This is a genomic window from Bacillus cereus group sp. MYBKT14-1, from assembly GCF_051915185.1.
GTDB lineage: Bacteria > Bacillota > Bacilli > Bacillales > Bacillaceae_G > Bacillus_A > Bacillus_A cereus.
Map to the genome: position 1 here is coordinate 196,144 of NZ_JBQAEF010000001.1, position 26,937 is coordinate 223,080.

The window sequence follows — 26,937 nt, forward strand, 5'->3', positions numbered from 1 at the left end:
ACCACCTTGAGGGTTTGTGAATCTATTAATATCGTACTTTATAATATATGCGATGTGAATCGAAATTTGTCATTAAAAATTTGTCTAAAAATCAACAAATATACTGAAAATTTTAAATAATGTCATTATAATAGATAATAGAATACATAGGAGGGGGATGTAAAGTATGAAAGTAGAAACGCTTCCTGTCATTAAAGGAGAAAATAATTTGCCGAATTATGATGAGGCATACGCGAATTTTAACTGGGAAGAGGTTAATAAAAACTTTACTTGGAATGAAACAGGCCGAGTAAATATGGCGTATGAGGCAATTGATAAGCATGCGAAATCCGATCGAAAGAATAAAGTAGCTCTTTATTATCAAGATGGATCGCGAAAAGAGAAATATACATTTAAGGAAATGAAGGATTTTTCTAATAAAGCAGGAAACGTCCTTAAGAATTATGGCGATGTAGAAAAAGGCGATCGCGTTTTTATTTTTATGCCACGTTCTCCAGAGTTATATTTCGCACTTTTAGGTGCAGTGAAATTAGGAGCAATTGTTGGACCGCTATTTGAAGCATTTATGGAAGGCGCAGTTCGCGATCGCTTAGAAGATAGCGAAGCAAAGGTGTTAATTACAACGCCTGAATTGTTAGAGCGCGTACCATTAAATGATTTACCGGCTTTAAAAACAGTTTTCCTTGTTGGAGATAATGTAGAAGAAGGCGGTAAAACGGTAGCGTTCAATCCGTTATTTGAACAAGCTTCAAAAGAATTACATATTGAATGGTTAGGCCGTGAAGACGGTTTGATTCTACATTACACGTCTGGTTCTACTGGTAAGCCAAAAGGTGTGCTTCATGCGCAAAACGCAATGATTCAGCACTATCAAACGGCGAAGTGGGTATTAGATTTAAAAGAAGACGATGTATATTGGTGTACTGCTGACCCGGGCTGGGTAACTGGAACAGCTTACGGTATTTTCGCACCGTGGTTAGTTGGAGCGTCAAATGTTATTTTAGGTGGACGCTTTAGTCCAGAAGCTTGGTATGAAGCACTGCAAGATTACGGTGTGACGGTTTGGTACAGCGCCCCAACAGCATTCCGTATGTTAATGGGAGCTGGACAAGACGCAATTAAAAAATATGACTTATCACAAGTTCGTCACGTATTAAGCGTTGGTGAGCCGTTAAATCCAGAAGTAATTCGCTGGGGTATGAATGCATTTGGACTTCGTATTCATGATACGTGGTGGATGACAGAAACAGGTGGACAAGTAATTTGTAACTACCCTTGTATGGAAATCCGTCCAGGTTCAATGGGGAAACCAATTCCAGGTGTGAAAGCAGCGATTGTTGATAATGAAGGAAATGAAGTGCCTCCTTACACAATGGGTAACTTAGCAATTGCGAAAGGTTGGCCATCTATGATGCGCGGGATCTGGAATAACCAGCAAAAATATGAATCTTATTTCATGCCGGGAGATTGGTACGTATCAGGTGACTCTGCTTATATGGATGAAGATGGATACTTCTGGTTCCAAGGACGTATTGACGATGTAATTATGACGTCAGGTGAGCGCGTTGGTCCGTTTGAAGTAGAAAGTAAATTAATCGAGCATGCTGCTGTTGCAGAAGCTGGTGTAATTGGTATTCCTGATCCGGTGCGCGGCGAAATTATTAAAGCATTTATCGCACTTCGAGCAGGATACGAACCATCTGATGAATTAAAAGAAGAAATTCGTCAATTTGTAAAGAAAGGCCTAGCAGCTCATGCAGCGCCACGACAAATTGAATTTAGAGATAAATTACCGAAAACGAGAAGTGGTAAAATTATGCGCCGCGTATTAAAAGCGTGGGAGTTAAACTTACCAACAGGTGACTTATCAACGATGGAAGATTAAGAGAGAAAGGTCTGAACGAAAAATGTTCAGGCCTTTCTTTTTTATGATATCATGAACTCATATATATAAGTTAAAGGGGATAGTATGATGAAAACAGAAAAGGAAAAGATGATACTAGGAGAAATGTACATACCGGCTGATCCAGTTTTAGTACAAGAAAGAGAGCAAGCACGTATATTAACGAGAAAATTAAATGATACGCCAGAAGAGCAATTGAAAGAGCGTAGCGAAATCGTAAAAGAATTATTCGGAACGACAGGAGATAATATTCATCTTGAATCTTCTTTTAGATGTGATTACGGCTATAACATTCACGTTGGCGAAAATTTTTACGCGAACTTTGACTGTACGATTTTAGACGTATGCCCGGTAACAATCGGAGTGAACTGTATGTTAGCTCCAGGTGTTCACATTTATACAGCAACGCACCCGCTTGATCCAGTAGAGCGTATAAGCGGATCAGAATACGGAAAACCAGTTAAAATTGGCGATAACGTATGGATTGGCGGAAGAGCAATTATTAATCCAGGTGTAACAATTGGAGACAATGCGGTGATCGCATCTGGTGCTGTCGTAACGAAAGATGTGCCTAATAATGTAGTAGTTGGCGGGAATCCTGCAAAGATTATAAAAAAACTAAAATAATATTTGAACGAAGTGCCTTCCTCGTCTGTATACATTTATGAAAGAATAGATGAGGGAGGCTTTTTTATATCTAATAAATTACTCTTTGCGACGTTGTAAAGGATTGGAGAGAAGTGAAATTCCACCTCTATTTGACACGCCTATATAAATGATGGTATAAAGAAAAGTATATGAATAATTGAGCGTGGAAAGGGAGAAGTAGTGATCATTTCCCTGTTTTAGAGAGCTGATGGCCGGTGAAAATCAGCACATAGATGATCGCGAATTACGCCCCTAGAGCATCTTTTTTCGATTGAATTGTATTCAAAAGGGAAAAGACGGTGCTAAGCCGTTATGTAAATAAGGTGGTAGGCTTTTTTGGTCTGCAACTAGGGTGGTAACGCGATAATCAAAATCGTCCCTTATTTGAAGGGGCGATTTTTTTATGTTTTCAACTTTCACGCCAGTAATGAACTTAAAGGAGAGTATGTAGGATATGGGTATTTTACAAGATCTTGAATTTCGCGGTCTAATTAATCAGCAAACAGATGCTGAGGGCCTTGAGCAATTATTAGAAAAAGAAAGCGTTAAATTATACTGTGGTTTCGACCCGACAGCAGATAGCTTACACATTGGTCATATGTTACCAGTATTAATGTTACGTCGTTTCCAATTAGCTGGTCACCAACCAATCGCACTTGTTGGCGGTGGTACTGGTATGATCGGTGATCCAAGTGGTAAAAAAGCAGAGCGTACATTAAATACGAAAGATACAGTTGCTTACTACACAGAAAGCATTAAAAACCAACTTTCAAACTTCTTAGAGTTTGAAAACGTGGACAACCCAGCAACGATGGCTAACAACTACGACTGGCTTGGTAGCTTAGATGTCATTTCATTCTTACGCGATATCGGTAAAAACTTCGGTTTAAACTATATGTTAGCAAAAGATACAGTAGCATCTCGTTTAGAAACTGGTATTTCATTCACTGAGTTCAGTTACATGATTTTACAATCATACGACTTCTTAAACTTATACCAACAACATAATTGCCGTCTGCAAATCGGTGGTAGTGACCAATGGGGTAACATTACAGCTGGTCTTGAATTAATCCGTAAATCAGAAGAAGATGCGAAAGCATTCGGTTTAACAATTCCACTAGTTACTAAATCTGACGGTACGAAGTTTGGTAAAACAGAAGGCGGCGCAATTTGGTTAGACCCAGAGAAAACAACTCCTTATGAATTCTACCAATTCTGGATTAACACAGATGACCGTGATGTTGTTAAATACTTAAAATACTTCACATTCTTATCTCATGAAGAAATTCTTGAGCTTGAAAAGCAAGTAGCTGAAGCGCCAGAAAAACGTGCAGCACAAAAAGCATTAGGTGCAGAAATGACAAAACTTGTTCACGGCGAAGAAGCATTAGAACAAGCGATTAAAATTTCAGCTGCATTATTCAGCGGTTCTGTAGCAGAACTAACTGCAAGCGAAATCGAGCAAGGATTCAAAGACGTACCATCTGTAGAACGTACTGCAGAAGATACAGTATTAATCGACTTACTTGTAGAAAGCAAAATCTCTCCATCAAAACGTCAAGCACGTGAAGATGTAACGAACGGCGCAATCTATGTAAACGGTGAGCGTACACAAGCATTAGACTACGTTGTAACAGAAAACGACCGCATCGAAGGTAAATTCACAATCATTCGCCGCGGTAAGAAGAAATATTTCTTAATTCGTTACTAATAAATAAAAAGCTTTGAGGAAATTCCTCAAAGCTTTTTTGTTTTAATCTCCTTTTCGAGTTCATACGGAAATCACATGTAAGCGGTATGATAAACGTATAACAATTAGAAAGGAGTGGTAAAACGAAATGTCACTAGAAGCATTGATTATTTTTTCTTTGCTAAACGCGGGTCAACTTGCAGAGAATTCGAAGGTTGATATACATAAAGAGCAGAAAGATGCTTATGTATATGTTCAAAAAGAGGAAAATAAATAACTTTAATATATATAAATAAGAGCTACTCGAAGTAACTGTTTTGGCGTCTTCGGTAGCTTTTTGAATTATGAATAAATAGGAATTAATTCTCGCTTGAAATCTTCGTACATTTCAAAGGCAATTTTCATGATTTCTTTGAGTTCATCGTAACTGTGGAAATATAACACGGGTACTTTTCCCATGTCATTTGATAACAATCTTATAAATATGTCCCAAGGGTCTCCAGCTCTAACTTCACCATTATGGCATGCTTCCCAAATCAATTCAGCAACACCATATTTTAAGCTGATGTTGAATCTAAAGGCGTAGCTATCTTTGTTTTTTACTTCTCCTACAATAAAAAAGTCTTCTTTTTTATTGTAACGAGCTTTATAGCCAAGAGACTCGAATACTTCAATAGCTTTTTTATTTTCATAGTTTTCAAATGTATTTTCACTATTAGAAAATTTTTCTGATAAAGCTTTATATCTTTCTACAAAGTTAATTTTCTCAAGTACCTCTTTTATTTCAAGTTCTAAATCATATGCCATCAATTATTCCTCCCTAAATCTAATCCTAATAGCATATTTACCTTTCATTTCTTTCAAATACGTCTCAAAATTTCCCCTGAATTTGTTTCTTTTTTCGTACGTGAAATTGAAGTCTTTACAAATGTACAATTTGCTTGATACAGTTCATTTTGAAGTATAATATTTTCAACAGTAAAATCAAATATTCCTTTTTCATGATATTTGATTCGAAACAAAGGAGCAAGCTAGCGTAAACGTTAGTTTAAATATTAATCAGGTGTTTTTCTTTGTGTGATTTTTATCTCCATCGCCATGCAATCGTGGTATCTTCAATGTGGATTGCTGGAATGCCGATTCCTAAATATTTCCCTTCGTTTTCATCGAAAACGGACCAATTTTCATCGTCTAGAAATTCAGGGTCAATACTTTCAAAGCCAAAAGTACTGTCTTCGTCTACCATTTCACGAAAATATTCTTGATAGGGTTTACTATTATCATTTAAATGTATTGTTCCAGACATCCATGGTGTTTCTGCAAAAATGTCTCTAATTTCACCTATTTCAGTATCTTTAAAGTATAATTTCATATTTGCACCTTCTTATTCATGAATTTTGAAAGAGTCTTTTGGTATTTCGCCTTTTATCAAATACTCATTATCTCTTTTTGTCCACTTTAGAGCGAGTTTTTCCAATGAGGTGTTGTTAGTCTATCCTGCGCAATTAAACGTTCGAAATCGAATAGAACGGTATAAATTTTAGTTAAATGAAGAAATCCGGCTCTTGTGAGTCGGATTTTCTTTTTTTATATTTAAAATAACATTGTCTTTCTTGAATATGAAATTATGAATAGATAGGAAGTAATTCTTGTGGCTCCACTTTTACTATTCATGTTAAAAGTCTAAATCTTTTTCATTACCATCATAATCTACTAGTAATGATCCTTCGTCTAAGGTATCCATTAACCATTCCACCAAACCATTCCATGATCTAGAAACGCTGTGAGTCTCCCTATCCCATTGTATTACCGTTGCATCGTATCCATTGCTTGATTCTAAGTCTATACATATCGAGTCACCATAGTTTAAATCTGCGATGATTAAATACGTGTCTGGCATCTTTGTCGGTCTTCGTTCTTTTTTAAACGAATCATTTAGATAAGAGCCACCACGCTGTTTTGGGCCCTGAGCAGCTGTATGAATTTCTGACAGGACTGTTCCAGGTATAAATAATTCTCCACCATTACACACTTGGACAAAATCTTTATATATATCAGGAATTTGAATGTTAAGTTCATTTTGAAGGCTTGTTATATCTTCTAAGTTAATTCCATTGTTTAGGGTGTGAATGCCATCTACATATTTATTAACTTCCTCAAAAAATGGTTGTAAATGATTGTTTTTTGAATAATATTTTCTTAGCATAAAACCATCTCCCTTTATTCATGTTTCCAAGGCACAACATCTCAAATCTAGATACATAAAGAAAATCCGGCTCTTGTGAGTCGGATTTTCTTTTTTTATATATAAGATAAGATTGCCTTTCTTATATATAAAATTATGAATAGATAGGAATTAATTCTTGTTTAAAATCTTCATACATACCTAAAGCAATTTTTAAAATTTTTTCTAAGCTGTCATAATCGCTAAATAGTACGGGCTTAATTCTAGTATCTGGAGAAATTAAAAGTCTTGAATATAGACTCCATGGACTACCTAATCTTAGTTCATCATTATGATAAACTACCCAAGTAAAATCCAGAACGTTTACTTTAATACCAATATGAAAATAAAATAAATTTTCTTTTTTATCACCTAGTTCTCCAACTTTTAAAAACTTTTCTTTTTTATCATAAACTGATTTATAACCTAGCTTTTCAAGTATTTGTTGAATTTCTTCAATATTGGGATTAGGAATGATTTCTTCGGCATCATAATTTTCTCTCGAAAAAGAAGAAAGTTCTGTGTATCTATTAACAAAGTCAATTTTTTTAAGTGCTGTTTCTATTTCAGGTTTTAATTTTAAATTCATAATTAATTCTCCTAAAACCTTAAGTCTGTCCTTGTTTTTTAGTCATTACTTCATGTATTTTTAAGGTGAAATTATGAATAAATAGGAATTAATTCTCGCTTGAAATCTTCGTACATTTCAAAGGCGATTTTCATGATTTCTTTGAGTTCATCGTAACTGTGGAAGCATGGACGAAGTATTTTTTCTGTATCATTTGATAATATTGCTACAAACATAGCCCATGGATCTCCAGCTCTTATTGCACCATTATGTCGTGCAGACCAAATAAACTCAACAAGGCCATGTTTTAAACTAATATTAAATCTAAAAGTATAGATGTTTTTATTCTTGACCTCACCAACAATAAAAAAGTTTTCTTTTTTCATAAAACGAGCTTTATAGCCAAGAGACTCAAATACTGCAATTACTTTTTCGTTTTCATAGTTTTCAAATGTGTTTTCTCTATCTGGAAATTGTTTTGATAATGCTTTATATCTCTGAATAAAATCAATTTTCTCAAGTACCTCTTTAATTTCGGGTTCTAAATCATACGCCATCAATTATTCCTCCCTAAATCTAATATCAATATCATATTTTTCTTTTGCTAGCTTGATATATTCATCTATTTTTTTGAATTTTTTATTAGATGTTGGAATCTCTAAAATATGTCTTCCTTCTAGTAACTTTCCATCTATTCTCTCATATTTATTTGAACGAATTTTAGTTCCAACAGCATATTTATCTTTCATTTCTTTCAAATATTTTTCAAAAGTTTTAATATCAATATCTTCGAAATCTGTTGCTTTTCTAGAAACGATTTCTCCTTTACGTGGGTCATATGAATCTAATCTTTTACCATTACTTAAATGAAGCTCATCATGTGGGTACCACTCGTTGTCTTGAGCAGTTTTATTAAACTTATTTCCTCTTGCCATAGGTGAATCTTTTGTCCAATAATCACTCGCTTCTTTCCAGTTCAATCTATCTTTAGGTATTTTACCGTCTTTTGCTTTTCTAACGCAATATTCCGCATATTTTAATTCTAAATCAGATTCGACAAACTTACCATCTTTTAAAAGATTTTTAGAGGAACCCCCAGAAGAAGACTGGAACCTTTGCAAAGTATCGATACTATTTTGAACGGTATTATACCATACAAATGTACCATGTGTAGCAACACCTGCTCCAGCGGTTGTAAGAGCTAAATCAGCTGGGATAACAATTGGTGATGCTGCCCCGAAAGTTACTCCTTCTAACAATACGGTTCCAACATTTGATCCTGTTACAATAGCTATACCGCCCAAAATTTCAAAAATAGATCCTACCCCTGATACAAAATTACCCACAAGATTTCCGGCTTGAAAGGTTGTTTTGTTTTCTAATTCATTGCCCATTGGTAATTCTGCGCCTGTAAAATTTTCAGCGGCTGAATTACAAATTCCTTGGAAGAATTCCCAAGCGCCAATAGCTGTTTTTTCGTACCATGGTCTATTAGCTTCTTGTTCCTGCAAAGCCATTTTTTCTTCAATTTCTTTTTTTATTTCGGCTTCTTGAACTCTTTCCTCTGCAATTTTTTGAATAGAGGTTATCCATTCCATATTCAACCCTTGTGTACTAAATGTACCACTGGCGGGACTAAAACCTTTTCCACTTTGAACTTCCGCCAAACCTGTCGCAATGCTAGCGGCTAGTTGGAGTGCAGTATCATAATTATTACTAGAAGTATAATTAAATTTATATAGATGTTCTAATTTTTCTTGTATTTTTTGCCTCATGACAGTAAAAAGATTTACCATAGCGTCCATACCTGGGATCGGCATAGTTTGGTTGAGCGCTTCCGTACTTGCTATCATTCGGTCAATTTCTCGAATTTGTTCTAATATCTCTTGTTCGATTACATCTGTGGAAGCGACTTGTGATTGAAATTGATTTGGAAATGCATTATTCTGACGGATTAATTCTTCACATAAGTAAATGATTCCTTGTGCTAACGGACGAAAGGTTTATAAGAAATATGCTTTTGCACTGCTATATGTTTGTCCTTGTAGAACAGTATCCAATGCAAAAGCGTCAATAGAATGAATAATTTGTTCCATACCTTGAATAGTATTGGTACAGAAAGAGTTCATACTTTCTGTTTGAGCTTGTACTTCACCGAGATACATATTTAAAGACATGAACTTTCCCTCCTCTTACAAGAAAATAATACCAATTTAAGGAAGGGATTGTAAATGGAATATTCTAATAATTCGGCAGTTAAAGAGATAATTGTTCATTAAGTTTTTTTAATCTTATTCAGATGCTCGGGTGATGAAGAGGTTTTTAAGTTGAATGTAAATAGAAAAAGGGAAGGTATAGATTATGTACAAATAAATACGTTGTAAAAATCATGTTAACAAAAGGAGAGTACAGCAAAGAAAAATGAGTTGTGGGGTAGAATGTAGTGTTTTTTTTAGTGTTAGAAGAAGGGAGAGGTTTTTATTAATGTGGATAAAAAACAAATGAAATTCTAGAGAGAGGGTTAAGTTTTATTAACTATAGACTTGCAGTTCTTTTTTATTTTATTACATTAGTCTGTTTCTATACATATAATCGGCTATATTCAATAAAAAAAGCCCAGGCCCCTTGATAAACAAGGTTCCTAAGGCTTTTAATAATACTCTTTTCAGAGTACCGAGATTAACGAGAGTAGAACTCTACGATTAATGCTTCGTTGATTTCAGCTGGTAACTCAGCACGCTCAGCGTGACGAGTGTAAGTAGCTTCTAATTTGTCAGCATCGAAAGTTAAGTATTCTGGTACGAAGTTGTTAACTTCGATCGCTTCTTTAACAACAACAAGGCTGTTAGATTTTTCGCGAACGCTGATAGTTTGACCAGGTTTTACACGGTAAGATGGGATATCTACGCGAGCGCCATCAACCATGATGTGACCGTGGTTTACTAATTGGCGAGCTGCACGACGAGTGCGAGCTAAGCCCATACGGTAAACTAAGTTGTCAAGACGAGCTTCAAGAAGGATCATGAAGTTTTCGCCGTGCTTACCAGGCATTTTACCTGCTTGGTCAAATGTGCGACGGAATTGACGCTCAGTCATGCCGTACATGTGACGAAGTTTTTGTTTCTCTTGTAATTGTAAACCGTATTCTGAAAGTTTCTTACGTTGGTTAGGACCGTGAGGACCTGGTGCGTAAGGGCGTTTTTCTAATTCTTTTCCTGTGCCGCTTAGAGAGATTCCAAGACGACGAGACAGTTTCCAAGCTGGACCTGTATAACGAGCCATAGTTGACTCCTCCTTTAAAAATGTTTTTATTTACGTAAAATAAAAACAGACGTAATCGATATTTACGGGCATTTTGTTTTCATGTACCTTCGCTCCAGCAGCAGGGAGTTACGAGATACACCTCCGTAGAGGAACAAAATACAAACGATAAACTCACATTACAAGGCTGCCTTTTTATTTTACACAAACGCTATTATATCTTTTACCCAGAGTTTCGTCAAGCGAGTACGTTTTTGTTTTATGCATATAAATTTTGGAAATTAATATAAGGAGGAATTTAAAACAATATAGAAGAAGAGATAGAAACACAAATAAAACGCTTACATAAAATGAAGTAAAACGTTCATCAAATTTTTATAGATGAATATGCGGCAATAAAAACATAAGGGGGATGTTTTTATGAAAAAGAAGCATATGGAGACAGCGTTAATTCATCACGGTTATACACCTGAGGAACATAAAGGAAGTTTAACACCACCTTTATTTCAAACTTCTACATTTACATTTGAGACTGCGCAGCAAGGAGAGGCGAGTTTTGCGGGAGTGGATCCATCTTATATTTACTCACGGCTTGGAAATCCAACTGTGAAATTATTTGAAGAACGTATGGCGGTGTTAGAAGGAGGAGAAGAGGCACTTGCCTTCGGATCTGGTATGGCAGCTATTTCAGCGACTTTAATCGGTTTTTTAAAGGCTGGAGATCATATTATTTGTTCAAATGGATTATACGGATGCACGTACGGTTTTTTAGAAGTGTTAGAAGAAAAATTTATGATTACGCATTCGTTTTGTGATATGGAGACAGAGGTTGATATTGAAAATAAAATTCGCCCAAATACAAAGCTTATTTTCGTTGAAACACCGATTAATCCGACAATGAAATTAATTGATTTAAAACAAGTGATTCGGGTTGCAAAGCGAAAAGGCTTACTTGTTATTGTTGATAATACATTTTGTTCACCTTATTTACAAAGACCGCTTGAGCTTGGCTGTGACGCTGTTGTGCATAGTGCGACAAAATATATTGGTGGTCACGGTGACGTTGTAGCAGGCGTAACAATTTGTAAAACGAAAGCATTAGCTGAAAAGATTCGCCCGATGCGAAAGGATATCGGCGGTATTATGGCACCGTTTGATGCGTGGTTATTATTACGCGGGTTAAAGACGTTAGCAGTAAGAATGGATCGTCATTGTGATAATGCAGAAAAAATTGTATCGTTCCTAAGAAAACATGATGCGGTAGAAGGTGTTTGGTATCCAGAAGGGGAGTTAGCATCTCGTCAAATGAAACGCGGGGGCGGTGTTATTTCTTTTTCAGTAAAAGGCGGAAAAGAAGAGACGCAAGCGTTTATTAATGATCTTCACTTTATTACAATTGCGGTGAGTTTAGGGGATACAGAAACGTTAATTCAGCATCCAGCAACGATGACGCACGCTGCGATTCCAGCTGAACTAAGAAAAGAAATGGGCATTTTCGATAATTTAATACGCTTATCAGTCGGTTTAGAATCGTGGGAGGATATCGTTTCTGATTTAGAGCAGGCATTAAAGAAAATATCTACTGTAAATCAATGAAAAAAGAGTGAGCTATCGGTTTTGTACAGGGCGTACTAAATCGATAACTCGCTCTTTTCTTTTTACATATGTTTTAGGAGTGTTTCCACAAACTTTTCTAAATAGCGCTGATCTACTTCATCAAAACGATTTTTTTCAGGACTATCAATGTCAAGTACACCAATGACAGCTCCTTCTTTCACAATCGGTACAACGATTTCTGAATTAGAAGCACTATCGCAAGCGATGTGACCTGGGAATTGGTGAACGTCTGCTACAAGCTGTGTTGTTTTCGTTTCAGCTGCTACGCCGCAAACGCCTCGTCCAAATGGAATGCGTACGCAAGCAGGCATTCCTTGGAACGGTCCAAGGACAAGCTGATTTCCTTCTGTTACGTAAAAGCCAACCCAATTAACGCGATCTAAAAATTGGTTTAATAATGCGGACGCATTTGATAAGTTTGCGACTACGTTTGATTCGCCAGTTAATAACGCATCCAGTTGTTTAATTACTGTCTCATATTGCTGCACGCGAGATCCTGCATAACTTTCTTTAGTAAACATGGAAACAGCTCCTTTTTTATCGAGATGTGTAAAATATTAGCAAAATACGATGTATTTCACATGACTTTGTCGATAGAAAATTAAAGGAATTTGTCTTAAAAGTCAAGAAATTTAAACTATAGCTGTTCAGTGAGGGGAAGTGAGCGCATGAAGCAGACGAAACAAAAAGTAATTGATGCGGCAATATCGTTGTTTAATACGAAAGGGTATGATGGAACATCGGTGCGAGACATTGCAAAGCGAGCGGATGTGAATGTAGCGAATATTTCATATTATTTTGCTGGGAAGCAAGGTTTATTAGAACAGCTTATTACTGATTTTTTAGAAGGATATATTCATGTGATTGAAATGTCGTTTGAACAGAGAGAGTATTTGTCGGCTAAAGATGTGATGGTGCAAATGGTGCGCGGGATTTTACGATATCAATTTGAAAATAGAGAACTAACACGTTTCTTCTACCGAGAGCTTTCGCTTGATACGACATTAATTCGTGAAGTGATGACCGTTTATTTTTCTAAAGAAAGATATTATATAGAACAAATGATTAGACAAGGACAAATGAAAAAAGAATTTCAGAAAGTATCATTTACAATGTTTATGACGCAATTAAAAGGTATGATAAATATGCCGTTTTTATATCCACAATATATATCAGAAGTACTGCATTCTTTCCCGTCTGAGACATTTTTCATAGAAATGTACACGAAAGAGATTGAGCAATGGATGGAACAAGCATTATGTAAGGCGAATATGTACCATGAATGGCCAAGAGCTGTTCATATGTGAAGAATCCCCACCTAACGAACTGAGGTGGGGATTTTTATGTTTACTTTTCTTTGCCATAAATTGTTACATAATAGCGCTATAATTGTTAATGCAGCTCCAGCGATTTCAATTTTATCGACTGTATAACCTCGAAAGATAGAACCGATCAGTGCAAGGATAGGAACTAAATTCATAAATAATATGCCGTTAATAGATGAAATATAGCGATTTCCCATATTCCAGCAAAATACAGCGATAACGCCTGCGATAATCGACATATAAAAGAGCTCAAAACGAACGCTCACAACTGTACGCAGTGACGGCATAGTAACTATATTTGTGTACGTTAAGAAAGTAACAATAACGATGAGTGAAATGGAGCCAAATAAACAAGTTAATGTCGTGTACCTAAGTGGTGACCAAGATTGAAAACGAGCACCCCCGTTTGTATAAATGACCCAGCAAGTAACGCCGCATAGCATCAATATATTTGTTGATAAGTGGCTTGCAGCTCCAAATAGTAATTCAATATTTCCTTTTGAAATGACAAGCATAACGCCAAGTAATGCAACGAACATACAAAGGAATGTATAGTTTTGTGGGCGGCGATTTTGGGTTATCCATTGCAGTGATAAGGCAATCAGTGGCATAAGGGATTGAATCATAGCTGCATGGATTGCTCCGGAAGGTCCGGCAAGTTGCTGTCCGTAGAAAACGAGAAAACCATACCCCGCGAAACCGACTGTCCCGTAAAAGAATAGAGAAAGTGTTCTTTTTTCTAAGCGGAGTGAAGTCTTTCCTTCAGTAATTAATAGCAAAATAAGAAAAATAATAGCTGCTGATCCATAGCGAATCGTTGTGAAGAAGAATGGATCGATAAATTGCAGAGCATTTGCCATTACAGGAAACATAAATCCCCAGGCAGTGACAGCGAGTAAGCATAGAAAGGATCCGAGTAGCATTTGTTTTTTGTTCAAGAGTATCTTTCCCCTTTACATTTCGTTATAGTAAGTTGATGAAATAAGTATAAAGAGTAATTGTTTATAGGAGGAAATATCGATTTCTTATAACGGTTATAACTTTTTGTTAGAGGTGTGTACGATGGATTTGGAGGCAGTACGATCGTTTATTGAAGTGAAGCATACGCGAAGTTTATCAAAGGCAAGTAAGATTTTACATATATCGCAACCAGCGCTTAGTAAACAAATTCAAAAGTTAGAAGCGGATTTAGAGGTTACGTTACTTAAGCGTTCTGCGCAAGGAGTAGAGTTAACGGAGGCAGGAGAGTTATTTATAAAAAGAATGTTACCGATTTTGGAGCAAATAAATGAAGTGAAAACAGAAATGAGGGGGTATCAAGAGAACCGGAAGTTTTCAATTGGTATACTACCGAGTTTAGCGGAGCATTACATATCAGAATGTAAAGATATATTAGGTGATGAGTTCGAAGTGGAATGGCAAATCGGGCATACGGAAGTATTAAGAGATTTATTTAAAGCGCGGGAGATTGACGCGATGTTCATCGATTCAGTAGTAGAAGGTGCTACGTATATAAAAGAAGTGCAACAAGAGAAAATTGTTTGTGCCGTTTCAAATAATCATCCGTACAAAGAGAAGATAGTCATTCAAATAGAAGAGCTACACAATGAAAAATTAATTGTATATCCAGAAATATGTGATGTAAGGAAAATGATTATGAACATGTTTCATGAAATAGGTGTAAAACCAACTATAGCTGTGGAAACATCTTACGCAGAACCGATGCTTGCAATGGTAAAAGCTGGCCTTGGTATCACGTTACTTCCAGAAAGGGCAGTGGAGCAGTCTGTAAGGCAAGGAAATGTACATGTAATTTCTGTTGAACCACCACTCATGCGGAAAATTTATTTCGTATCCCATACGAAAGATTGTTTGTTATTACAATCATTTGAGGATAGGTAGTGAGGTAGGCGGAATATTGAGAAAGATTACAATCACATTGAAAGAAACATGAAATTTTAAAAAAAACTAGGTCAAAAACAAACCATTACATGGTATGATTAGTACATTGTTAGTTGTTAAATATAGGGGAATTCCCTTTTTATACATAATGCCTTCCATTTCATAAACGGAACGGACAAAAAAAGAGATATAACTAGGAGGCTTTTTTGCATGGATTCTATCCTGACGATCGTTATCATTGTAGTAAGCTCTATTCTAGTGCTGCTCATGATAGAGCTTGTGATAAGAAATCGTTCATATAAAGATATTGAAGCACTGGAGCAGTGGAAACAAGAGATAAAAGATAAACCTGTGGCAGATGAACTAAAACGGGTAAAAGATTTAAACATGACGGGTCAAACAGAAGAACTGTTTGGTAAATGGCGTGAAGAATGGGATGAAATTGTATCAACAACCCTTCCGAAAGCTGACAAAGATTTAGCGCAAGCGCGAAAATTCGCCTCGCAATTCTCCTTCCGAAAAGCAAAGCATGCGATGAACGAATCCATAAGTGGTTTAGATGACGCTGATAATCGTATTACTGACATTTTAAATGAATTACAGCAATTGTTAGAAAGCCATGAGAAAAATAGCTCGGAAATTGAAGGGTTACGTGATACATATCGTAGTATGAAAAAGAGTGTTCTTGCTCATAGACATATGTATGGAGCAGCAGAGCAGAAAATCGAAGAGATGCTAGACGCTGAATCTGAGAAATTTAAAACCTTTGAAGAAGCAACAAACAATGGCGACTATTTAAAAGCGAGAGAAATTGTTATTAGTTTGGAAGAAGGTTTAGCAGATTTAGAAATCATTATTCACCAAATTCCAGATTTATTGGTAGAGTGTCAAGCGACGTTACCAGTTCAGCTGGAAGATTTATTACACGGACATAATGATATGGTAAGACAAGGTTATGTATTAGATTATTTGGAAGTCCCTAAAGAAGTTCGCGATATGACGAAACAACTACAAACATGTTTAATGGATATACAGGAGCTTCATATAACAGAAGCGGCTGAAAAAGTAGAAAATTTAAAAACACGTTTAGATGGCTTCTACGATCAATTGGAACAAGAAGTACATGCGAGACATTATGTGGAGCAAAAAACACTTTCTGTTTACGATGACTTAGAAGAAATGCGTATCGAAACGATTGAAACGAAAACAGAAACACAACTTGTGAAACAAAGCTATCAGTTACAAGATAAAGACATTGAGTCTCAAAAAGTAATTGAAAAGCAAATGCACATTTTAACGAAACGTTTTGAAATGCTACAATTACGCGTTGCAGAACAAGATATTGCCTTCTCTATTATTCGTGAGGAACTAGAAGAGGTTTATGAGCAATGTGAAACGTTAAAAGTACTTCATGCAGAATATAAAGAAATGCTGCAAGCGATGCGCAAAGAAGAATTTGAAGCACGTGAGAAGTTACAAGAAATGCGAAATACTATTTTCGAAACGAAACGCTTTATGCAAAAGTCGAATTTGCCAGGTCTTCCAGAGAGTATTATGGAAGATTTAAAAAGAGGGCAAATGGCAATGCAAGCTGTATATGAACAATTAGAAGTGAAGCCGTTAAATATGAACGCTGTAAATAGCAGTTTAGAAGAAGCATACACAACTGTGAACGGTGTGGCTGAAATGACAGAAGAGTTAATTGGACAAGCATATTTAGTGGAAAAATTAATTCAGTACGGTAACCGTTACCGTAGTCATGATGAAAACCTAGCAGAAAGTTTAAATTATGCTGAGAAATTATTCCGTGAATATCAATATGATGCAGCTTTAGAACAAGCGGCTTCAGTATTAGAGCAACTTGAACCTGGCGTTGTTCAAAAAATAGCTGAATATGTAGACAATGAACAAACCCTTTCATAAAAGGGTTTGTTTTTTTGTGTAATTTTGCAGACGATGTTGCTATAATGAATAGCGGAATACAGCAAGGTTATTCGTTTCAAAATAAAGTGAAACTGTAATCAGTAGGAGGATTCATCCCCATTGATTACTAGCCTTCACCAATCGGGCATTTACGGACAGCCCGACTCCTACCTAACTTCTTTGCTCTAACTGGATTTTGAGGTGAGAGTCTTATTGCCCGTTCATGCGGGATAAAGTGAAACTGTAATAGGAGGGCATCCTCGACAATTATTAGCCTTCACCAATCGAGATAAAACGGAACCTTTGCGTAGTCTTAGCGTAATGACACGTATTTATGATATGATTATACGATGTGATAGCGCTGAAAGGGGAAGAACGATGATCTATTTTGATAATAGTGCGACGACGAAGCCATATCCAGAAGCTCTTCAATCGTACGTGACGGTTGCTGGGAAATATTTTGGTAATCCTTCTTCTATTCATTCGCTTGGAGGAGAGGCAGAGCGTCTATTAACACAATCAAGAACGATTGCAGCGCAGCTTCTTCGTGTTAAACCTTCTGAAATTATTTTCACATCAGGTGGAACAGAAGGGAATAACCTTGCGATTAAAGGGATAGCGATGAGGAATCGTTCGCGCGGCAAACATATCATTACAACAAATATTGAACACGCGTCTGTGTTTGAGGCATATAAGCAATTAGAAGAACTCGGGTTTGATGTAACATATTTACCGGTTAACGAGCATGGTGTTGTGTCGGTAGAAGATGTGAAACGAGCACTTCGTGAAGATACGATTCTTGTGTCAATTATTCATGTGAACAACGAAACTGGAGCAATTCAGCCCGTTGCTGAAATTGGAACGTTATTATCGAATCATCCGAAAATAAGATTCCATGTAGATCATGTACAAGGGATAGGGAAAGTACCGCTTGATTTATATGCGTCTCATATTGATCTTTGCTCAATATCTGGACATAAATTCCACAGTGTAAAAGGAACGGGTCTTCTATATGTACGCGATGGTGTAAGATTAGATCCGATTTTATCAGGTGGTCAACAAGAGCTTAAGTATCGCTCTGGTACAGAGAATTTACCTGGCATTGTAGCGATGGTGAAAGCACTTCGCATGACAATGGAACAAGTGAAAGAAAAGGTAGCTCATTTGCAAAGTTTACAAGCAGAGCTTGTTCGTTTCTTTAAAGAAATGGAAGATGTAACGATTAACACGTCGCTTGCATATGCAGCACCGCACATTTTAAATGTATCATTTGTTGGTTTAAAACCAGAAGTAGTCGTTCATGCTTTAGAAGAACACGGTGTATATGTGTCAACGAAATCTGCTTGTTCTTCAAAAGCAAATGAAGTGAGCAGAGTGTTAGTGTCAATGGGAGTACCGCATGCAGCAGCTGCAAGCGCTATTCGTATTAGTTTGGCACCAGAAAACACAATGGAAGAAGTAAAACGATTTGAAGGTATTGTAAAAGAGACGATGCCAAAATTATATGAAGTGATGAGGTAAAGAAATTATGTTGAAATATGAATATATTTTAGTGCGTTACGGAGAAATGACGACAAAAGGTAAGAACCGTTCTAAGTTTGTAAGCACATTAAAAGATAACGTGAAGTTCAAACTGAAAAAATTCCCAAATATTAAAATCGATGCAACACACGATCGTATGTACATCCAGTTAAATGGTGAAGATCATGAAGCAGTCTCTGAAAGATTGAAGGATGTATTTGGTATTCATAAGTTTAACTTAGCGATGAAAGTACCATCAGAATTAGAAGACATTAAAAAAGGTGCATTAGCAGCTTTCTTACAAGTAAAAGGTGATGTGAAAACATTTAAAATTACTGTACACCGTTCTTATAAGCATTTCCCAATGAGAACGATGGAATTATTACCTGAGATTGGCGGACATATTCTAGAAAACACAGAAGATATTACAGTAGATGTTCATAATCCAGATGTAAATGTACGCGTAGAGATCCGCAGTGGCTATAGCTATATCATGTGCGATGAGCGTATGGGAGCTGGCGGTTTACCAGTTGGCGTTGGCGGAAAAGTAATGGTACTTCTTTCTGGTGGTATTGATAGCCCAGTAGCAGCTTACTTAACGATGAAACGCGGCGTATCTGTGGAAGCAGTTCACTTCCATAGTCCACCTTTCACAAGTGAGCGTGCAAAACAAAAAGTAATCGATTTAGCGCAAGAGTTAACGAAGTATTGTAAACGAGTAACGCTTCACCTTGTTCCGTTTACAGAAGTGCAAAAAACGATTAATAAAGAAATCCCATCTAGCTATTCAATGACGGTTATGCGCCGTATGATGATGCGTATTACAGAACGTATTGCTGAGGAGCGTAACGCACTTGCAATTACGACTGGTGAAAGTCTTGGACAAGTAGCAAGCCAAACGTTAGATAGTATGCATACGATTAACGAAGTAACAAACTACCCAGTTATTCGTCCGCTTATTACGATGGATAAATTAGAGATTATTAAAATCGCTGAAGAAATCGGCACGTATGATATTTCAATTCGTCCATATGAAGATTGCTGTACTGTATTCACACCAGCAAGCCCAGCGACGAAGCCGAAACGTGAAAAAGCAAATCGTTTTGAAGCGAAATACGATTTCACACCATTAATCGATGAAGCTGTAGCGAACAAAGAAACAATGGTATTACAAACGGTAGAAGTAGTGGCGGAAGAAGAAAAATTCGAAGAACTTTTCTAAAACCATAAATTACCATATCTAAATCGTGTATGAAGTCATGTTATTTATCACACTCTATACTCACAAGGAGGTGATATAACATGTCACGTAGCACAAATAAATTAGCGGTTCCTGGTGCTGAATCAGCATTAGACCAAATGAAATACGAAATCGCTCAAGAGTTTGGTGTTCAACTTGGAGCTGATGCAACAGCTCGCGCTAACGGTTCTGTTGGTGGTGAAATCACTAAACGTCTAGTTTCACTAGCTGAGCAACAATTAGGCGGTTTCCAAAAATAATCCCATATGATGGCTTAGAAAGAGCGGGTTCTCCCGCTCTTTCTTTTTTTGTGTTGTGTCGCTATTTGTCGGTAAGTCGATGTAATTTCGTTTACTAATTCGACAGAACTGAAAAATTTGTCAAAAGAAGAGGGTTCAAAATTAACAGAAAATTCTTTATTATATAAAGGAGGCATAAAGAAAAGGGAGGATATTTTATGAAGCGAGAAGAATTGTTGGCGCCACCGTCTTATAATTTAGTTTCTGAAATAGAGAAATATACAGGTGATAAAGGGAAGTTAGCTTTAATTTGGCAAGATGATAAAGGGAATCGAAGGGAAGTTACATACGCTGAATTAATGCAAGGTGCGAATAAAATTGGAAACGCTTTTATAAAAAGTGGTTTGCAAAAAGGGGACAAGCTTCTCATTATGATGCCGCGTTTAATTGAAGCGTACATGACGTATATTGCTGCTATTAAAGCAGGATTTGTCGTAATTCCAAGCTCGGAAATGTTACGTAAAAAAGATATAGAATATCGAATTGGACATGGAGAAGTAAAAGCGATAGTAAGCTATGAGCCGTATATTAGGCAGTTTGATGATATAGAAGCGATGGAATCTCTTCGAAAATTTGCCCTGAGCGAGCAGTCAGTAGATGGATGGGTTAATTTAAAAACAGCGTTAGAAACAGAGAGTGACATGTTAGAAATGGCGAAGACAGATAAAGAAGATATGGTCTTTTTATCTTACACGTCAGGAACGACAGGAAATCCAAAAGGTGTCGTTCATACACATGCGTGGGCATACGCTCATTTACGTACGAGCGCTCCAAATTGGCTCGGAATTGAAGAGAATGATATTGTATGGGCAACAGCTAGTCCAGGCTGGCAAAAGTGGATTTGGAGCCCGTTTTTAGCAACTTTAGGATCAGGGGCAACAGGGTTTGTATATCACGGTAAGTTTGAACCGAAAACGTACCTGAATTTATTAGACGATAATAAGGTGAATGTGCTTTGTTGTACACCGACTGAGTATAGATTAATGGCAAAGGTAGAAGATTTAAGTCAGTACAATTTAGAGGCATTACATAGCGCTGTATCCGCAGGAGAACCGTTAAATAGAGAAGTCATTGAAACATTCCAAAAGCACTTTCATATTACAGTAAGAGACGGCTATGGGCAAACGGAAAATACATTACTTGTTGGTGTAATGAAAGGGATGGATATTAGACCAGGATCAATGGGGAAACCAACGCCAGGTAACCACGTCGATATCGTAAATGAGGAAGGTACTCCAGTTAAAGTAGGCGAAGTTGGTGATATTGCAGTTCACATTGAAACGCCGGCCCTCTTTAAACAATATTACAAAGACGATGAGCGTACAGCGATGCAATTCCGCGGTGATTATTATATTACAGGTGATAAAGCGAAGAAAGATGAAGACGGCTACTTCTGGTTTGAAGGGCGCGGCGATGATATCATTATTAGCTCTGGTTATACAATCGGGCCGTTTGAAGTAGAGGATGCACTTGTAAAACATCCTTACGTAAGAGAATGTGCAGTTGTCGCAAGTCCTGATGAAATTCGTGGAAGTGTCGTGAAGGCATTTATCGTATTAAGAGAGAATATAGAAAAGAACGAAGAAACACTAATTCCAACACTCCAACAACACGTCAAAGAACTCACTGCACCATATAAATACCCTCGCAAAATTGAATTTGTAGATGAACTACCAAAAACGATTTCTGGGAAAATTCGCCGTATTGAACTTAGAAAACAAGAGATGGAGATTCCGTCAAAATAATTTTGAAAACAGTGAAGTAAATAGTTGAATGAAATGTAAATCAATGATAAAATAAAAACGAACACAAGTTCTATTTTATAAATTTAAAAAAGAGGTGTCCGTATGATTTTAGGTATTAATCCGTACTTAGTTTTAGATGGTAGTGGGCAAGAAGCTGTACAGTTTTATAAAGAGGCTTTAGATGCAAAAGTAGAAGTCATGCAAACTTTTGGTGACATGCCTGAAAATCCAGAATACCCGATTCCAGCTGAAGCGAAAGAGCGCGTTTTACACGCTACTTTAAAAGTTGGTAATACGGATCTTATGATTTCTGATACATTCCCAGGTCAAGGGCATGCAATCGGATCTCAAGTAACAATCGCAATTCAAATTAGTAATGCAGAAAAAGCAAAAGAAGTATTCGATAAGTTACAAGAAGGTGGAGAAGTTATCATGCCACTTCAAGAAACATTCTGGAGCCCAGCATACGGACAAGTAAAAGATAAATTTAATATTGAATGGCAAGTTACAACATCTACTACTGAACAAAAGTAATTTTTAGAAAAGCACCATGTTTTGAAATGGTGCTTTTTTTTATACAATAAAAAATAAAGGAGATGGGATATATGGGAGAAATTTGGTATGGCGGCACCATTTACACAGTGAGAGAAGAAAATGAAAAAGTGGACGCTGTTTACATTGAAAACGGTACGATCGTTGATGTTGGAAGTAAAGAAGAGTTAGAAAACCAATATGCCGCGGTTACATTGCACGATTTAAAAGGCAAAACGATGATTCCAGGTCTCGTTGATAGCCACATGCACCTTATTGGGCATGGGGAGAGATTGCTTCGTTTAGATTTATCAAATTGCACATCTTATGGCGAAGTGCTTACTCTTGTTCAGAAGCGAGTGGAAGAAGCTCCAAAGGGCTCTTGGATTATTGGAGAAGGATGGAATGAAAATAACTTTACAGATACAAAAGATGTTCACGCGCGTGATTTAGATGAAATTTCGAAAGAACATCCCATTTTACTAAAGAGAGTTTGTCGTCACGTTACATGGGTGAATGCATACATACTGCAAGAAGCGAATATAACAGCAGCGACAGAAGATCCAAAAGGCGGGAAAATTGGTAGGGATTCATCAAATAAGTTAACAGGGCTTTTATATGAACAAGGGCAAGAATTAATTAAACATGTTCAGCCAGAAATTGATGAAGCTTATTTACAAAGAGCTCTGCAAACAGCGATTAAAGATTGCTGGAAATACGGACTTGTTGGCGGGCATACGGAAGATTTAAATTATTATGGTGGTTTTAGAAAAACATATAATGCGTTTTCTCACGTTATAAAAGAAATGCCATTTAAAGCCCATTTGCTCGTTCACCATGAAGTAGCACATGAACGAAAAGAATATGAAAATGAACATTGTATTGAATTTGGAGCAATGAAAATTTTCTCTGACGGTTCTTTTGGCGGAAGAACAGCATTATTAAGTGAACCGTATGAAGATGCGAAGGAAACAAATGGAGTTGCGATTTTCTCACGTGAAGAACTCGCGGAATTAGTAAAGAAAGCACGAGATTTACATATGCCAGTTGCGATTCATACTATCGGTGACTTATCGCTTGAATATGTCATTGATGCACTCGAATTATATCCACCAGCAGAAGGGTTACGTGACCGCATTATTCATTGTCAGCTTGCTCGTGAAGAGTTGATAGAAAGAATGAAAAACTTGCAAGCCATTATCGATATACAGCCAGTCTTTCTTTCATCAGATTTTCCGTCAGTCATTGAAAAACTAGGCGAGCACCGTCTTCGTTATGCGTACGCTTGGAAGACGTTACTGGAAGCAGGATTACACTGCAACGGTGGCTCAGATGCTCCCATTGAACAAGTAAATCCGTTTCTAGGCATATATAGCGCTGTTACACGTAGAAGTTTTATTGACGGTATATGCTATATGCCTGAGGAAAGATTAACGGTATATGAGGCTGTTTCTTTATTTACAACAGGAAGTGCCTATGCAATTGGAAAAGAAGCGAAGCGAGGGCAAATTATAAAAGGATATGAAGCAGACTTTACAATATTAGACCGCAATATTTTTGAAATTGAGGCAGAAGAAATAAAAGAAGTACAAGCAGAAATGACCGTAATAGATGGCCAAGTTGTCTATAGAAAAGATGCGTAAAAATATATGAGCGGTTTTCGGAATATATCGAATTACCGACAAAAACTGACAAGAATAACGGCCGGATAGTAAGAGAGTATTGTTCGCGTCAATCGGGGGAAATAAATAACCGCAGAATTATGGAATTTCATAATTCTGCGGTTATTTTAATCTTATAAAAACGTTCTCTGTACTTTTTCCCAGAAAGAATTGTTTTTTAATTTAACTGTTTTAATTTGTTTATCGCTTAAGCGTACAACAGCTTTTTCCACTTGTTTAATGCTAAGCGCTTCGTTATCCATGCCGATAACAGGATAATCGTTACCGTCTGGTCTTAGTTTTAAAGTTAATGTACGTTCGTGATTTAAAATGAAAGGTGAACCGAGCGTACGGTAAGTGTTGTTGTTTAAAGATGCTAGTTCGCTTACTTGGAAACATGGGATAAGCGGGTCAACAACTGCACCATGCAATGATTTATTGTAAGCAGTACTTCCTGTTGGGGTAGAAACTACTAAACCGTCACCTCTAAATGTTTCGAAATATAAATCATCAACGTGAACATCTACAACGAATGTTTTAATAATGCTAGAACGTAATGAGAACTCATTTAAACAATGGAAAGATGTACTGCCATCTACATCTACCTGAATTGTTGGATATTTTCGCACTTCAATTTCATTTTTTGTAATTTCTTGAAGGGCTGTATCAACGTGATCAATATGGAAATCGCAGTAGAACGAAGTTTCATCTTTCGTAGAAATCCCTGCGTATAAGCAATCTTCTCTAAAACCAGTTTTACGAACGGCTTGTAAGAAGGTTGCATCATCTCCAACACTGACGATAGCGTTTGCATTTTTTGGATGATCTAATATGGTAAATCCATTCTCTTCTAAAATACGATAGATTGGTTTCATTTTTTCAACGAGCGTTGCTTTGTCATCACCATAAAAGAAAAATAAATTGCGACGATCTGCCATTATGTATCCCTCCACTGCAGTTAAATTTTCTGTTTTTCGTGCTACATATCATTAGAGTCCGTTCCCTGATGATATGTTCAAATAATATATTTCGATATAAATTGTCAAAATACCTTTTTATTTTTAGAAAAATTTTTATATTCAATCTTATAAAACTCTGTTTAACGATGAATAAACTTGTCGATAATGGGTACGGAGTGAAAGGATGATACGTATGAAGTGGCTCGTAATTGGAATAATAATTCTTCTTCTTTTTATTTTGTTTATACTATTGTCGAAAATAAAGCTTAAGGTGACATTTTTATATTCAGAAATGGAAAAGCAATGTTTGCTTCAAGTGAAAATATGGATGATTCGATATACATTTGATGTGTTGGAAAGAATTGAAAAACAGCAGAAAAAGACAGGACAGAAAATCGAAAAAGCTGAAGAGGACGGCGGACTCGATAATAAAATTATGGCGCAACTTGACAGCATTGGTGAACTGATAAAAAAGCTTCAAGAAGTTCATACTATTGTTAAAGATTTTCTCAAACGAGTGAAAATCAATGGTTGGAAATGGCATACACAAATTGGAGCAGGCGACGCAGCTAGTACTGGCATTGTCACTGGATATGCATGGGGGACAAAAGGTATGGCTGCTGGAGTTGTCGGACAATATATGCATATTGTCGACGTACCAGAATTTGAAATTACCCCAGTTTTTCAAGGGAAAGGATTTGCATCAAGATGCGAGTTAACAGCATCTTTTCGTATATTCCGCGCTATAAAAACTGGCGTCAAATTACTCGTATTTATGAGAAGACAAAGATCTGGTATGACAGAAAAATCTGTTCAAGCATAGGGGGGATATAGAATGGACCATCCAATTCAAGGTTTAATGACAACAGCAATGCAGCATTTAAAACAAATGACTGATGTAAATACAATTGTTGGTGACCCAATTAAAGCGGCAGATGGAAGCGTAATTCTTACAGTTTCGAAAGTAAGTTTCGGATTTGCTGCTGGTGGAAGTGAATTTGGTAAAGTAGAACATTCAGGCCGTCATCCATTTGGCGGGGGAAGTGGTGGAGGAGTTTCTATTAATCCTGTTGCCTTTCTTGTTATAAATGGAGATGGTGTGAAAGTATTGCACTTAGATAAACAAACACACGTCATCGATAAAATAATTGAATTAGCGCCACAAGCTGTTGATAAAGTGAAAGAAATGATGGATAAACGAAAAGAAGATGATCCTGAATTTCAAATTTAACGAATAAAGAAGCTAATCAATAGGTTAGCTTCTTTAATTTTTTTGTAAATAAAGCGATTTTATTTGCATTATCGATAGGGACAAACTATCATTTACATTGTACATATTTTGTTTAAATAAGGGAGGATTTTCAAGTGGCAAACGTAACTTTTAAAGGTAATCCAATGACTTTAGTTGGAACAGAAGTTAAAGTTGGCGATCAAGCGCCAAACTTCCAAGTATTAGCAAACGACTTATCTCCAGTAAGTTTAGAAACATACAAAGGCGAAGTGAAATTAATTAGTGTTGTACCTTCAATCGACACAGGTGTGTGTGATGCACAAACACGTCGTTTTAACCAAGATGCAGCAGGTATTGAAAACGCGAAAGTATTAACAATTAGCGCTGATTTACCATTCGCTCAAAAACGCTGGTGTGCAGCAAACGGTTTAGAAAATGTTGTTACACTTTCTGACCACCGCGACCTTTCATTCGGTGAAGCTTATGGCTTAGTAATGAAAGAGCTTCGTTTACTTGCTCGTGCAGTATTCGTAGTAGATAGCAATGACAAAGTAGTTTACGCAGAATACGTAAGCGAAGGTACAAGCCATCCAAACTATGAAGCAGCATTAGAAGCAGCTAAATCTGCGAAGTAATGTGATGAAAATGACCTCTTATAAAGAGGTCGTTTTTTCTCATATATTGCTCTG

The 26,937-nt window shown here is 36.7% G+C and carries 26 protein-coding genes, 1 pseudogene and 1 other annotated feature; of the genes and pseudogenes, 17 read left to right on the forward strand and 10 right to left on the reverse strand.

Going from position 1 to position 26,937, the window contains the following annotated elements; genetic code table 11:
* The first annotated feature begins 166 nt into the window (after nucleotides 1-166).
* From acsA to ACTFO4_RS01160, 4 genes are all read left to right on the forward strand, one after another.
* The gene (gene acsA / locus ACTFO4_RS01145; RefSeq protein ID WP_088338882.1) at nucleotides 167-1,885 is read left to right on the forward strand and encodes an acetate--CoA ligase; all 1,719 of its coding nucleotides are present in this window, start codon (nucleotides 167-169) and stop codon (nucleotides 1,883-1,885) included.
* Nucleotides 1,886-1,969: 84 nt separating this feature from the next.
* Entirely contained in the window at nucleotides 1,970-2,530 is a 561-nt protein-coding gene (locus tag ACTFO4_RS01150; RefSeq protein ID WP_069461629.1) for a maltose acetyltransferase domain-containing protein, read from the forward strand.
* 176 nt (nucleotides 2,531-2,706) lie between these two features.
* Nucleotides 2,707-2,935, forward strand: a binding site (T-box leader).
* A 70-nt stretch (nucleotides 2,936-3,005) separates the two neighbouring features.
* On the forward strand, nucleotides 3,006-4,262 hold the full coding sequence (gene tyrS / locus ACTFO4_RS01155) for a tyrosine--tRNA ligase (RefSeq protein ID WP_000512086.1): 1,257 nt from the start codon (nucleotides 3,006-3,008) through the stop codon (nucleotides 4,260-4,262).
* A gap of 127 nt (nucleotides 4,263-4,389) precedes the next feature.
* Nucleotides 4,390-4,518, forward strand: a complete 129-nt coding sequence (locus ACTFO4_RS01160) for a hypothetical protein (protein ID WP_000050940.1) — start codon at nucleotides 4,390-4,392, stop codon at nucleotides 4,516-4,518.
* A gap of 65 nt (nucleotides 4,519-4,583) precedes the next feature.
* Here the strand turns inward: ACTFO4_RS01160 and ACTFO4_RS01165 are convergent, their stop codons facing one another.
* The 7 genes and pseudogenes from ACTFO4_RS01165 to rpsD form a co-directional block, all read right to left on the reverse strand.
* On the reverse strand, nucleotides 4,584-5,048 hold the full coding sequence (locus tag ACTFO4_RS01165) for a hypothetical protein (RefSeq protein ID WP_440013253.1): 465 nt from the start codon (nucleotides 5,046-5,048) through the stop codon (nucleotides 4,584-4,586).
* Nucleotides 5,049-5,325: 277 nt separating this feature from the next.
* Nucleotides 5,326-5,613 (reverse strand): hypothetical protein, encoded by a 288-nt coding sequence (locus tag ACTFO4_RS01170; protein WP_416809600.1) that lies wholly within the window; start codon nucleotides 5,611-5,613, stop codon nucleotides 5,326-5,328.
* A gap of 303 nt (nucleotides 5,614-5,916) precedes the next feature.
* Nucleotides 5,917-6,447, reverse strand: coding sequence for an SMI1/KNR4 family protein (locus ACTFO4_RS01175; RefSeq protein WP_000944939.1), 531 nt, complete (start codon nucleotides 6,445-6,447; stop codon nucleotides 5,917-5,919).
* Between the two features lie 133 nt (nucleotides 6,448-6,580).
* Complete coding sequence (locus tag ACTFO4_RS01180; RefSeq protein WP_001049760.1) at nucleotides 6,581-7,054, reverse strand: hypothetical protein; 474 nt, start codon at nucleotides 7,052-7,054, stop codon at nucleotides 6,581-6,583.
* Nucleotides 7,055-7,125: 71 nt separating this feature from the next.
* On the reverse strand, nucleotides 7,126-7,590 hold the full coding sequence (locus tag ACTFO4_RS01185; protein ID WP_000312819.1) for a hypothetical protein: 465 nt from the start codon (nucleotides 7,588-7,590) through the stop codon (nucleotides 7,126-7,128).
* 3 nt (nucleotides 7,591-7,593) lie between these two features.
* Nucleotides 7,594-9,210, reverse strand: a pseudogene (locus ACTFO4_RS01190) (T7SS effector LXG polymorphic toxin).
* A 502-nt stretch (nucleotides 9,211-9,712) separates the two neighbouring features.
* Complete coding sequence (rpsD, locus tag ACTFO4_RS01195) at nucleotides 9,713-10,315, reverse strand: 30S ribosomal protein S4 (protein WP_000135315.1); 603 nt, start codon at nucleotides 10,313-10,315, stop codon at nucleotides 9,713-9,715.
* Between the two features lie 399 nt (nucleotides 10,316-10,714).
* Here rpsD and megL point away from each other — a divergent pair, with 399 nt between their 5' ends.
* The gene (gene megL / locus ACTFO4_RS01200) at nucleotides 10,715-11,890 is read left to right on the forward strand and encodes a methionine gamma-lyase (protein WP_000726572.1); all 1,176 of its coding nucleotides are present in this window, start codon (nucleotides 10,715-10,717) and stop codon (nucleotides 11,888-11,890) included.
* 62 nt (nucleotides 11,891-11,952) lie between these two features.
* On the opposite strand, the gene ACTFO4_RS01205 is transcribed toward megL, so the two are convergent.
* Nucleotides 11,953-12,432, reverse strand: coding sequence for a GAF domain-containing protein (locus tag ACTFO4_RS01205; RefSeq protein WP_000494340.1), 480 nt, complete (start codon nucleotides 12,430-12,432; stop codon nucleotides 11,953-11,955).
* A 147-nt stretch (nucleotides 12,433-12,579) separates the two neighbouring features.
* Here ACTFO4_RS01205 and refZ point away from each other — a divergent pair, with 147 nt between their 5' ends.
* Nucleotides 12,580-13,218, forward strand: coding sequence for a forespore capture DNA-binding protein RefZ (gene refZ / locus ACTFO4_RS01210; RefSeq protein ID WP_000814918.1), 639 nt, complete (start codon nucleotides 12,580-12,582; stop codon nucleotides 13,216-13,218).
* 11 nt (nucleotides 13,219-13,229) lie between these two features.
* Here the strand turns inward: refZ and ACTFO4_RS01215 are convergent, their stop codons facing one another.
* The gene (locus ACTFO4_RS01215) at nucleotides 13,230-14,174 is read right to left on the reverse strand and encodes a DMT family transporter (protein WP_001036054.1); all 945 of its coding nucleotides are present in this window, start codon (nucleotides 14,172-14,174) and stop codon (nucleotides 13,230-13,232) included.
* 124 nt (nucleotides 14,175-14,298) lie between these two features.
* On the opposite strand from ACTFO4_RS01215, the gene ACTFO4_RS01220 reads away from it, so the two are divergent.
* The 8 genes from ACTFO4_RS01220 to ACTFO4_RS01255 all read left to right on the forward strand — a co-directional run bounded on the left by ACTFO4_RS01220 (nucleotide 14,299) and on the right by ACTFO4_RS01255 (nucleotide 24,040).
* Nucleotides 14,299-15,138 (forward strand): LysR family transcriptional regulator, encoded by an 840-nt coding sequence (locus tag ACTFO4_RS01220; protein WP_000362528.1) that lies wholly within the window; start codon nucleotides 14,299-14,301, stop codon nucleotides 15,136-15,138.
* A gap of 210 nt (nucleotides 15,139-15,348) precedes the next feature.
* Nucleotides 15,349-17,061: a septation ring formation regulator EzrA gene (gene ezrA, locus ACTFO4_RS01225; RefSeq protein ID WP_000377303.1), complete on the forward strand. Its 1,713-nt coding sequence runs from the start codon at nucleotides 15,349-15,351 to the stop codon at nucleotides 17,059-17,061.
* A 378-nt stretch (nucleotides 17,062-17,439) separates the two neighbouring features.
* Nucleotides 17,440-18,582: a cysteine desulfurase family protein gene (locus ACTFO4_RS01230; protein ID WP_061457760.1), complete on the forward strand. Its 1,143-nt coding sequence runs from the start codon at nucleotides 17,440-17,442 to the stop codon at nucleotides 18,580-18,582.
* A gap of 7 nt (nucleotides 18,583-18,589) precedes the next feature.
* The gene (thiI, locus tag ACTFO4_RS01235) at nucleotides 18,590-19,804 is read left to right on the forward strand and encodes a tRNA uracil 4-sulfurtransferase ThiI (protein WP_000922341.1); all 1,215 of its coding nucleotides are present in this window, start codon (nucleotides 18,590-18,592) and stop codon (nucleotides 19,802-19,804) included.
* A gap of 80 nt (nucleotides 19,805-19,884) precedes the next feature.
* The gene (locus ACTFO4_RS01240; protein ID WP_000091639.1) at nucleotides 19,885-20,082 is read left to right on the forward strand and encodes an alpha/beta-type small acid-soluble spore protein; all 198 of its coding nucleotides are present in this window, start codon (nucleotides 19,885-19,887) and stop codon (nucleotides 20,080-20,082) included.
* Nucleotides 20,083-20,279: 197 nt separating this feature from the next.
* Nucleotides 20,280-21,866, forward strand: coding sequence for an acyl-CoA synthetase MbcS (mbcS, locus tag ACTFO4_RS01245; RefSeq protein ID WP_017674364.1), 1,587 nt, complete (start codon nucleotides 20,280-20,282; stop codon nucleotides 21,864-21,866).
* 102 nt (nucleotides 21,867-21,968) lie between these two features.
* Nucleotides 21,969-22,400 carry a VOC family protein gene (locus tag ACTFO4_RS01250; RefSeq protein ID WP_000600350.1) on the forward strand — a complete coding sequence of 144 codons (432 nt, stop codon included), beginning with the start codon at nucleotides 21,969-21,971 and terminating at the stop codon, nucleotides 22,398-22,400.
* A gap of 71 nt (nucleotides 22,401-22,471) precedes the next feature.
* Nucleotides 22,472-24,040 carry an amidohydrolase gene (locus tag ACTFO4_RS01255; protein WP_440013248.1) on the forward strand — a complete coding sequence of 523 codons (1,569 nt, stop codon included), beginning with the start codon at nucleotides 22,472-22,474 and terminating at the stop codon, nucleotides 24,038-24,040.
* 152 nt (nucleotides 24,041-24,192) lie between these two features.
* Here the strand turns inward: ACTFO4_RS01255 and ACTFO4_RS01260 are convergent, their stop codons facing one another.
* Nucleotides 24,193-24,996, reverse strand: coding sequence for an NAD kinase (locus ACTFO4_RS01260; protein ID WP_098782230.1), 804 nt, complete (start codon nucleotides 24,994-24,996; stop codon nucleotides 24,193-24,195).
* A 205-nt stretch (nucleotides 24,997-25,201) separates the two neighbouring features.
* Between ACTFO4_RS01260 and ACTFO4_RS01265 the strand changes: the two genes are divergently transcribed.
* The 3 genes from ACTFO4_RS01265 (at nucleotide 25,202) to tpx (ending at nucleotide 26,883) form a co-directional block, all read left to right on the forward strand.
* The gene (locus ACTFO4_RS01265) at nucleotides 25,202-25,840 is read left to right on the forward strand and encodes a DUF2953 domain-containing protein (RefSeq protein WP_002164419.1); all 639 of its coding nucleotides are present in this window, start codon (nucleotides 25,202-25,204) and stop codon (nucleotides 25,838-25,840) included.
* Between the two features lie 12 nt (nucleotides 25,841-25,852).
* Complete coding sequence (ytfJ, locus tag ACTFO4_RS01270; RefSeq protein ID WP_000350003.1) at nucleotides 25,853-26,248, forward strand: GerW family sporulation protein; 396 nt, start codon at nucleotides 25,853-25,855, stop codon at nucleotides 26,246-26,248.
* A 134-nt stretch (nucleotides 26,249-26,382) separates the two neighbouring features.
* A complete protein-coding gene (gene tpx / locus ACTFO4_RS01275) occupies nucleotides 26,383-26,883 on the forward strand; it encodes a thiol peroxidase (protein ID WP_000024525.1) in 501 nt (166 codons plus the stop codon).
* The last annotated feature ends 54 nt before the right edge of the window (nucleotides 26,884-26,937 follow it).

Excerpts from the sequence above, each read along its gene's own strand:
- acsA (WP_088338882.1), top strand. The coding sequence starts at position 167 with ATGAAAGTAGAAACGCTTCCTGTCATTAAAGGAGAAAATAATTTGCCG.
- ACTFO4_RS01150 (WP_069461629.1), top strand. The coding sequence starts at position 1,970 with ATGATGAAAACAGAAAAGGAAAAGATGATACTAGGAGAAATGTACATA.
- tyrS (WP_000512086.1), top strand. The coding sequence starts at position 3,006 with ATGGGTATTTTACAAGATCTTGAATTTCGCGGTCTAATTAATCAGCAA.
- ACTFO4_RS01160 (WP_000050940.1), top strand. The coding sequence starts at position 4,390 with ATGTCACTAGAAGCATTGATTATTTTTTCTTTGCTAAACGCGGGTCAA.
- ACTFO4_RS01165 (WP_440013253.1), bottom strand. The coding sequence starts at position 5,048 with ATGGCATATGATTTAGAACTTGAAATAAAAGAGGTACTTGAGAAAATT.
- ACTFO4_RS01170 (WP_416809600.1), bottom strand. The coding sequence starts at position 5,613 with ATGAAATTATACTTTAAAGATACTGAAATAGGTGAAATTAGAGACATT.
- ACTFO4_RS01175 (WP_000944939.1), bottom strand. The coding sequence starts at position 6,447 with ATGCTAAGAAAATATTATTCAAAAAACAATCATTTACAACCATTTTTT.
- ACTFO4_RS01180 (WP_001049760.1), bottom strand. The coding sequence starts at position 7,054 with ATGAATTTAAAATTAAAACCTGAAATAGAAACAGCACTTAAAAAAATT.
- ACTFO4_RS01185 (WP_000312819.1), bottom strand. The coding sequence starts at position 7,590 with ATGGCGTATGATTTAGAACCCGAAATTAAAGAGGTACTTGAGAAAATT.
- rpsD (WP_000135315.1), bottom strand. The coding sequence starts at position 10,315 with ATGGCTCGTTATACAGGTCCAGCTTGGAAACTGTCTCGTCGTCTTGGA.
- megL (WP_000726572.1), top strand. The coding sequence starts at position 10,715 with ATGAAAAAGAAGCATATGGAGACAGCGTTAATTCATCACGGTTATACA.
- ACTFO4_RS01205 (WP_000494340.1), bottom strand. The coding sequence starts at position 12,432 with ATGTTTACTAAAGAAAGTTATGCAGGATCTCGCGTGCAGCAATATGAG.
- refZ (WP_000814918.1), top strand. The coding sequence starts at position 12,580 with ATGAAGCAGACGAAACAAAAAGTAATTGATGCGGCAATATCGTTGTTT.
- ACTFO4_RS01220 (WP_000362528.1), top strand. The coding sequence starts at position 14,299 with ATGGATTTGGAGGCAGTACGATCGTTTATTGAAGTGAAGCATACGCGA.
- ezrA (WP_000377303.1), top strand. The coding sequence starts at position 15,349 with ATGGATTCTATCCTGACGATCGTTATCATTGTAGTAAGCTCTATTCTA.
- ACTFO4_RS01230 (WP_061457760.1), top strand. The coding sequence starts at position 17,440 with ATGATCTATTTTGATAATAGTGCGACGACGAAGCCATATCCAGAAGCT.
- thiI (WP_000922341.1), top strand. The coding sequence starts at position 18,590 with ATGTTGAAATATGAATATATTTTAGTGCGTTACGGAGAAATGACGACA.
- ACTFO4_RS01240 (WP_000091639.1), top strand. The coding sequence starts at position 19,885 with ATGTCACGTAGCACAAATAAATTAGCGGTTCCTGGTGCTGAATCAGCA.
- mbcS (WP_017674364.1), top strand. The coding sequence starts at position 20,280 with ATGAAGCGAGAAGAATTGTTGGCGCCACCGTCTTATAATTTAGTTTCT.
- ACTFO4_RS01250 (WP_000600350.1), top strand. The coding sequence starts at position 21,969 with ATGATTTTAGGTATTAATCCGTACTTAGTTTTAGATGGTAGTGGGCAA.
- ACTFO4_RS01255 (WP_440013248.1), top strand. The coding sequence starts at position 22,472 with ATGGGAGAAATTTGGTATGGCGGCACCATTTACACAGTGAGAGAAGAA.
- ACTFO4_RS01260 (WP_098782230.1), bottom strand. The coding sequence starts at position 24,996 with ATGGCAGATCGTCGCAATTTATTTTTCTTTTATGGTGATGACAAAGCA.
- ACTFO4_RS01265 (WP_002164419.1), top strand. The coding sequence starts at position 25,202 with ATGATACGTATGAAGTGGCTCGTAATTGGAATAATAATTCTTCTTCTT.
- ytfJ (WP_000350003.1), top strand. The coding sequence starts at position 25,853 with ATGGACCATCCAATTCAAGGTTTAATGACAACAGCAATGCAGCATTTA.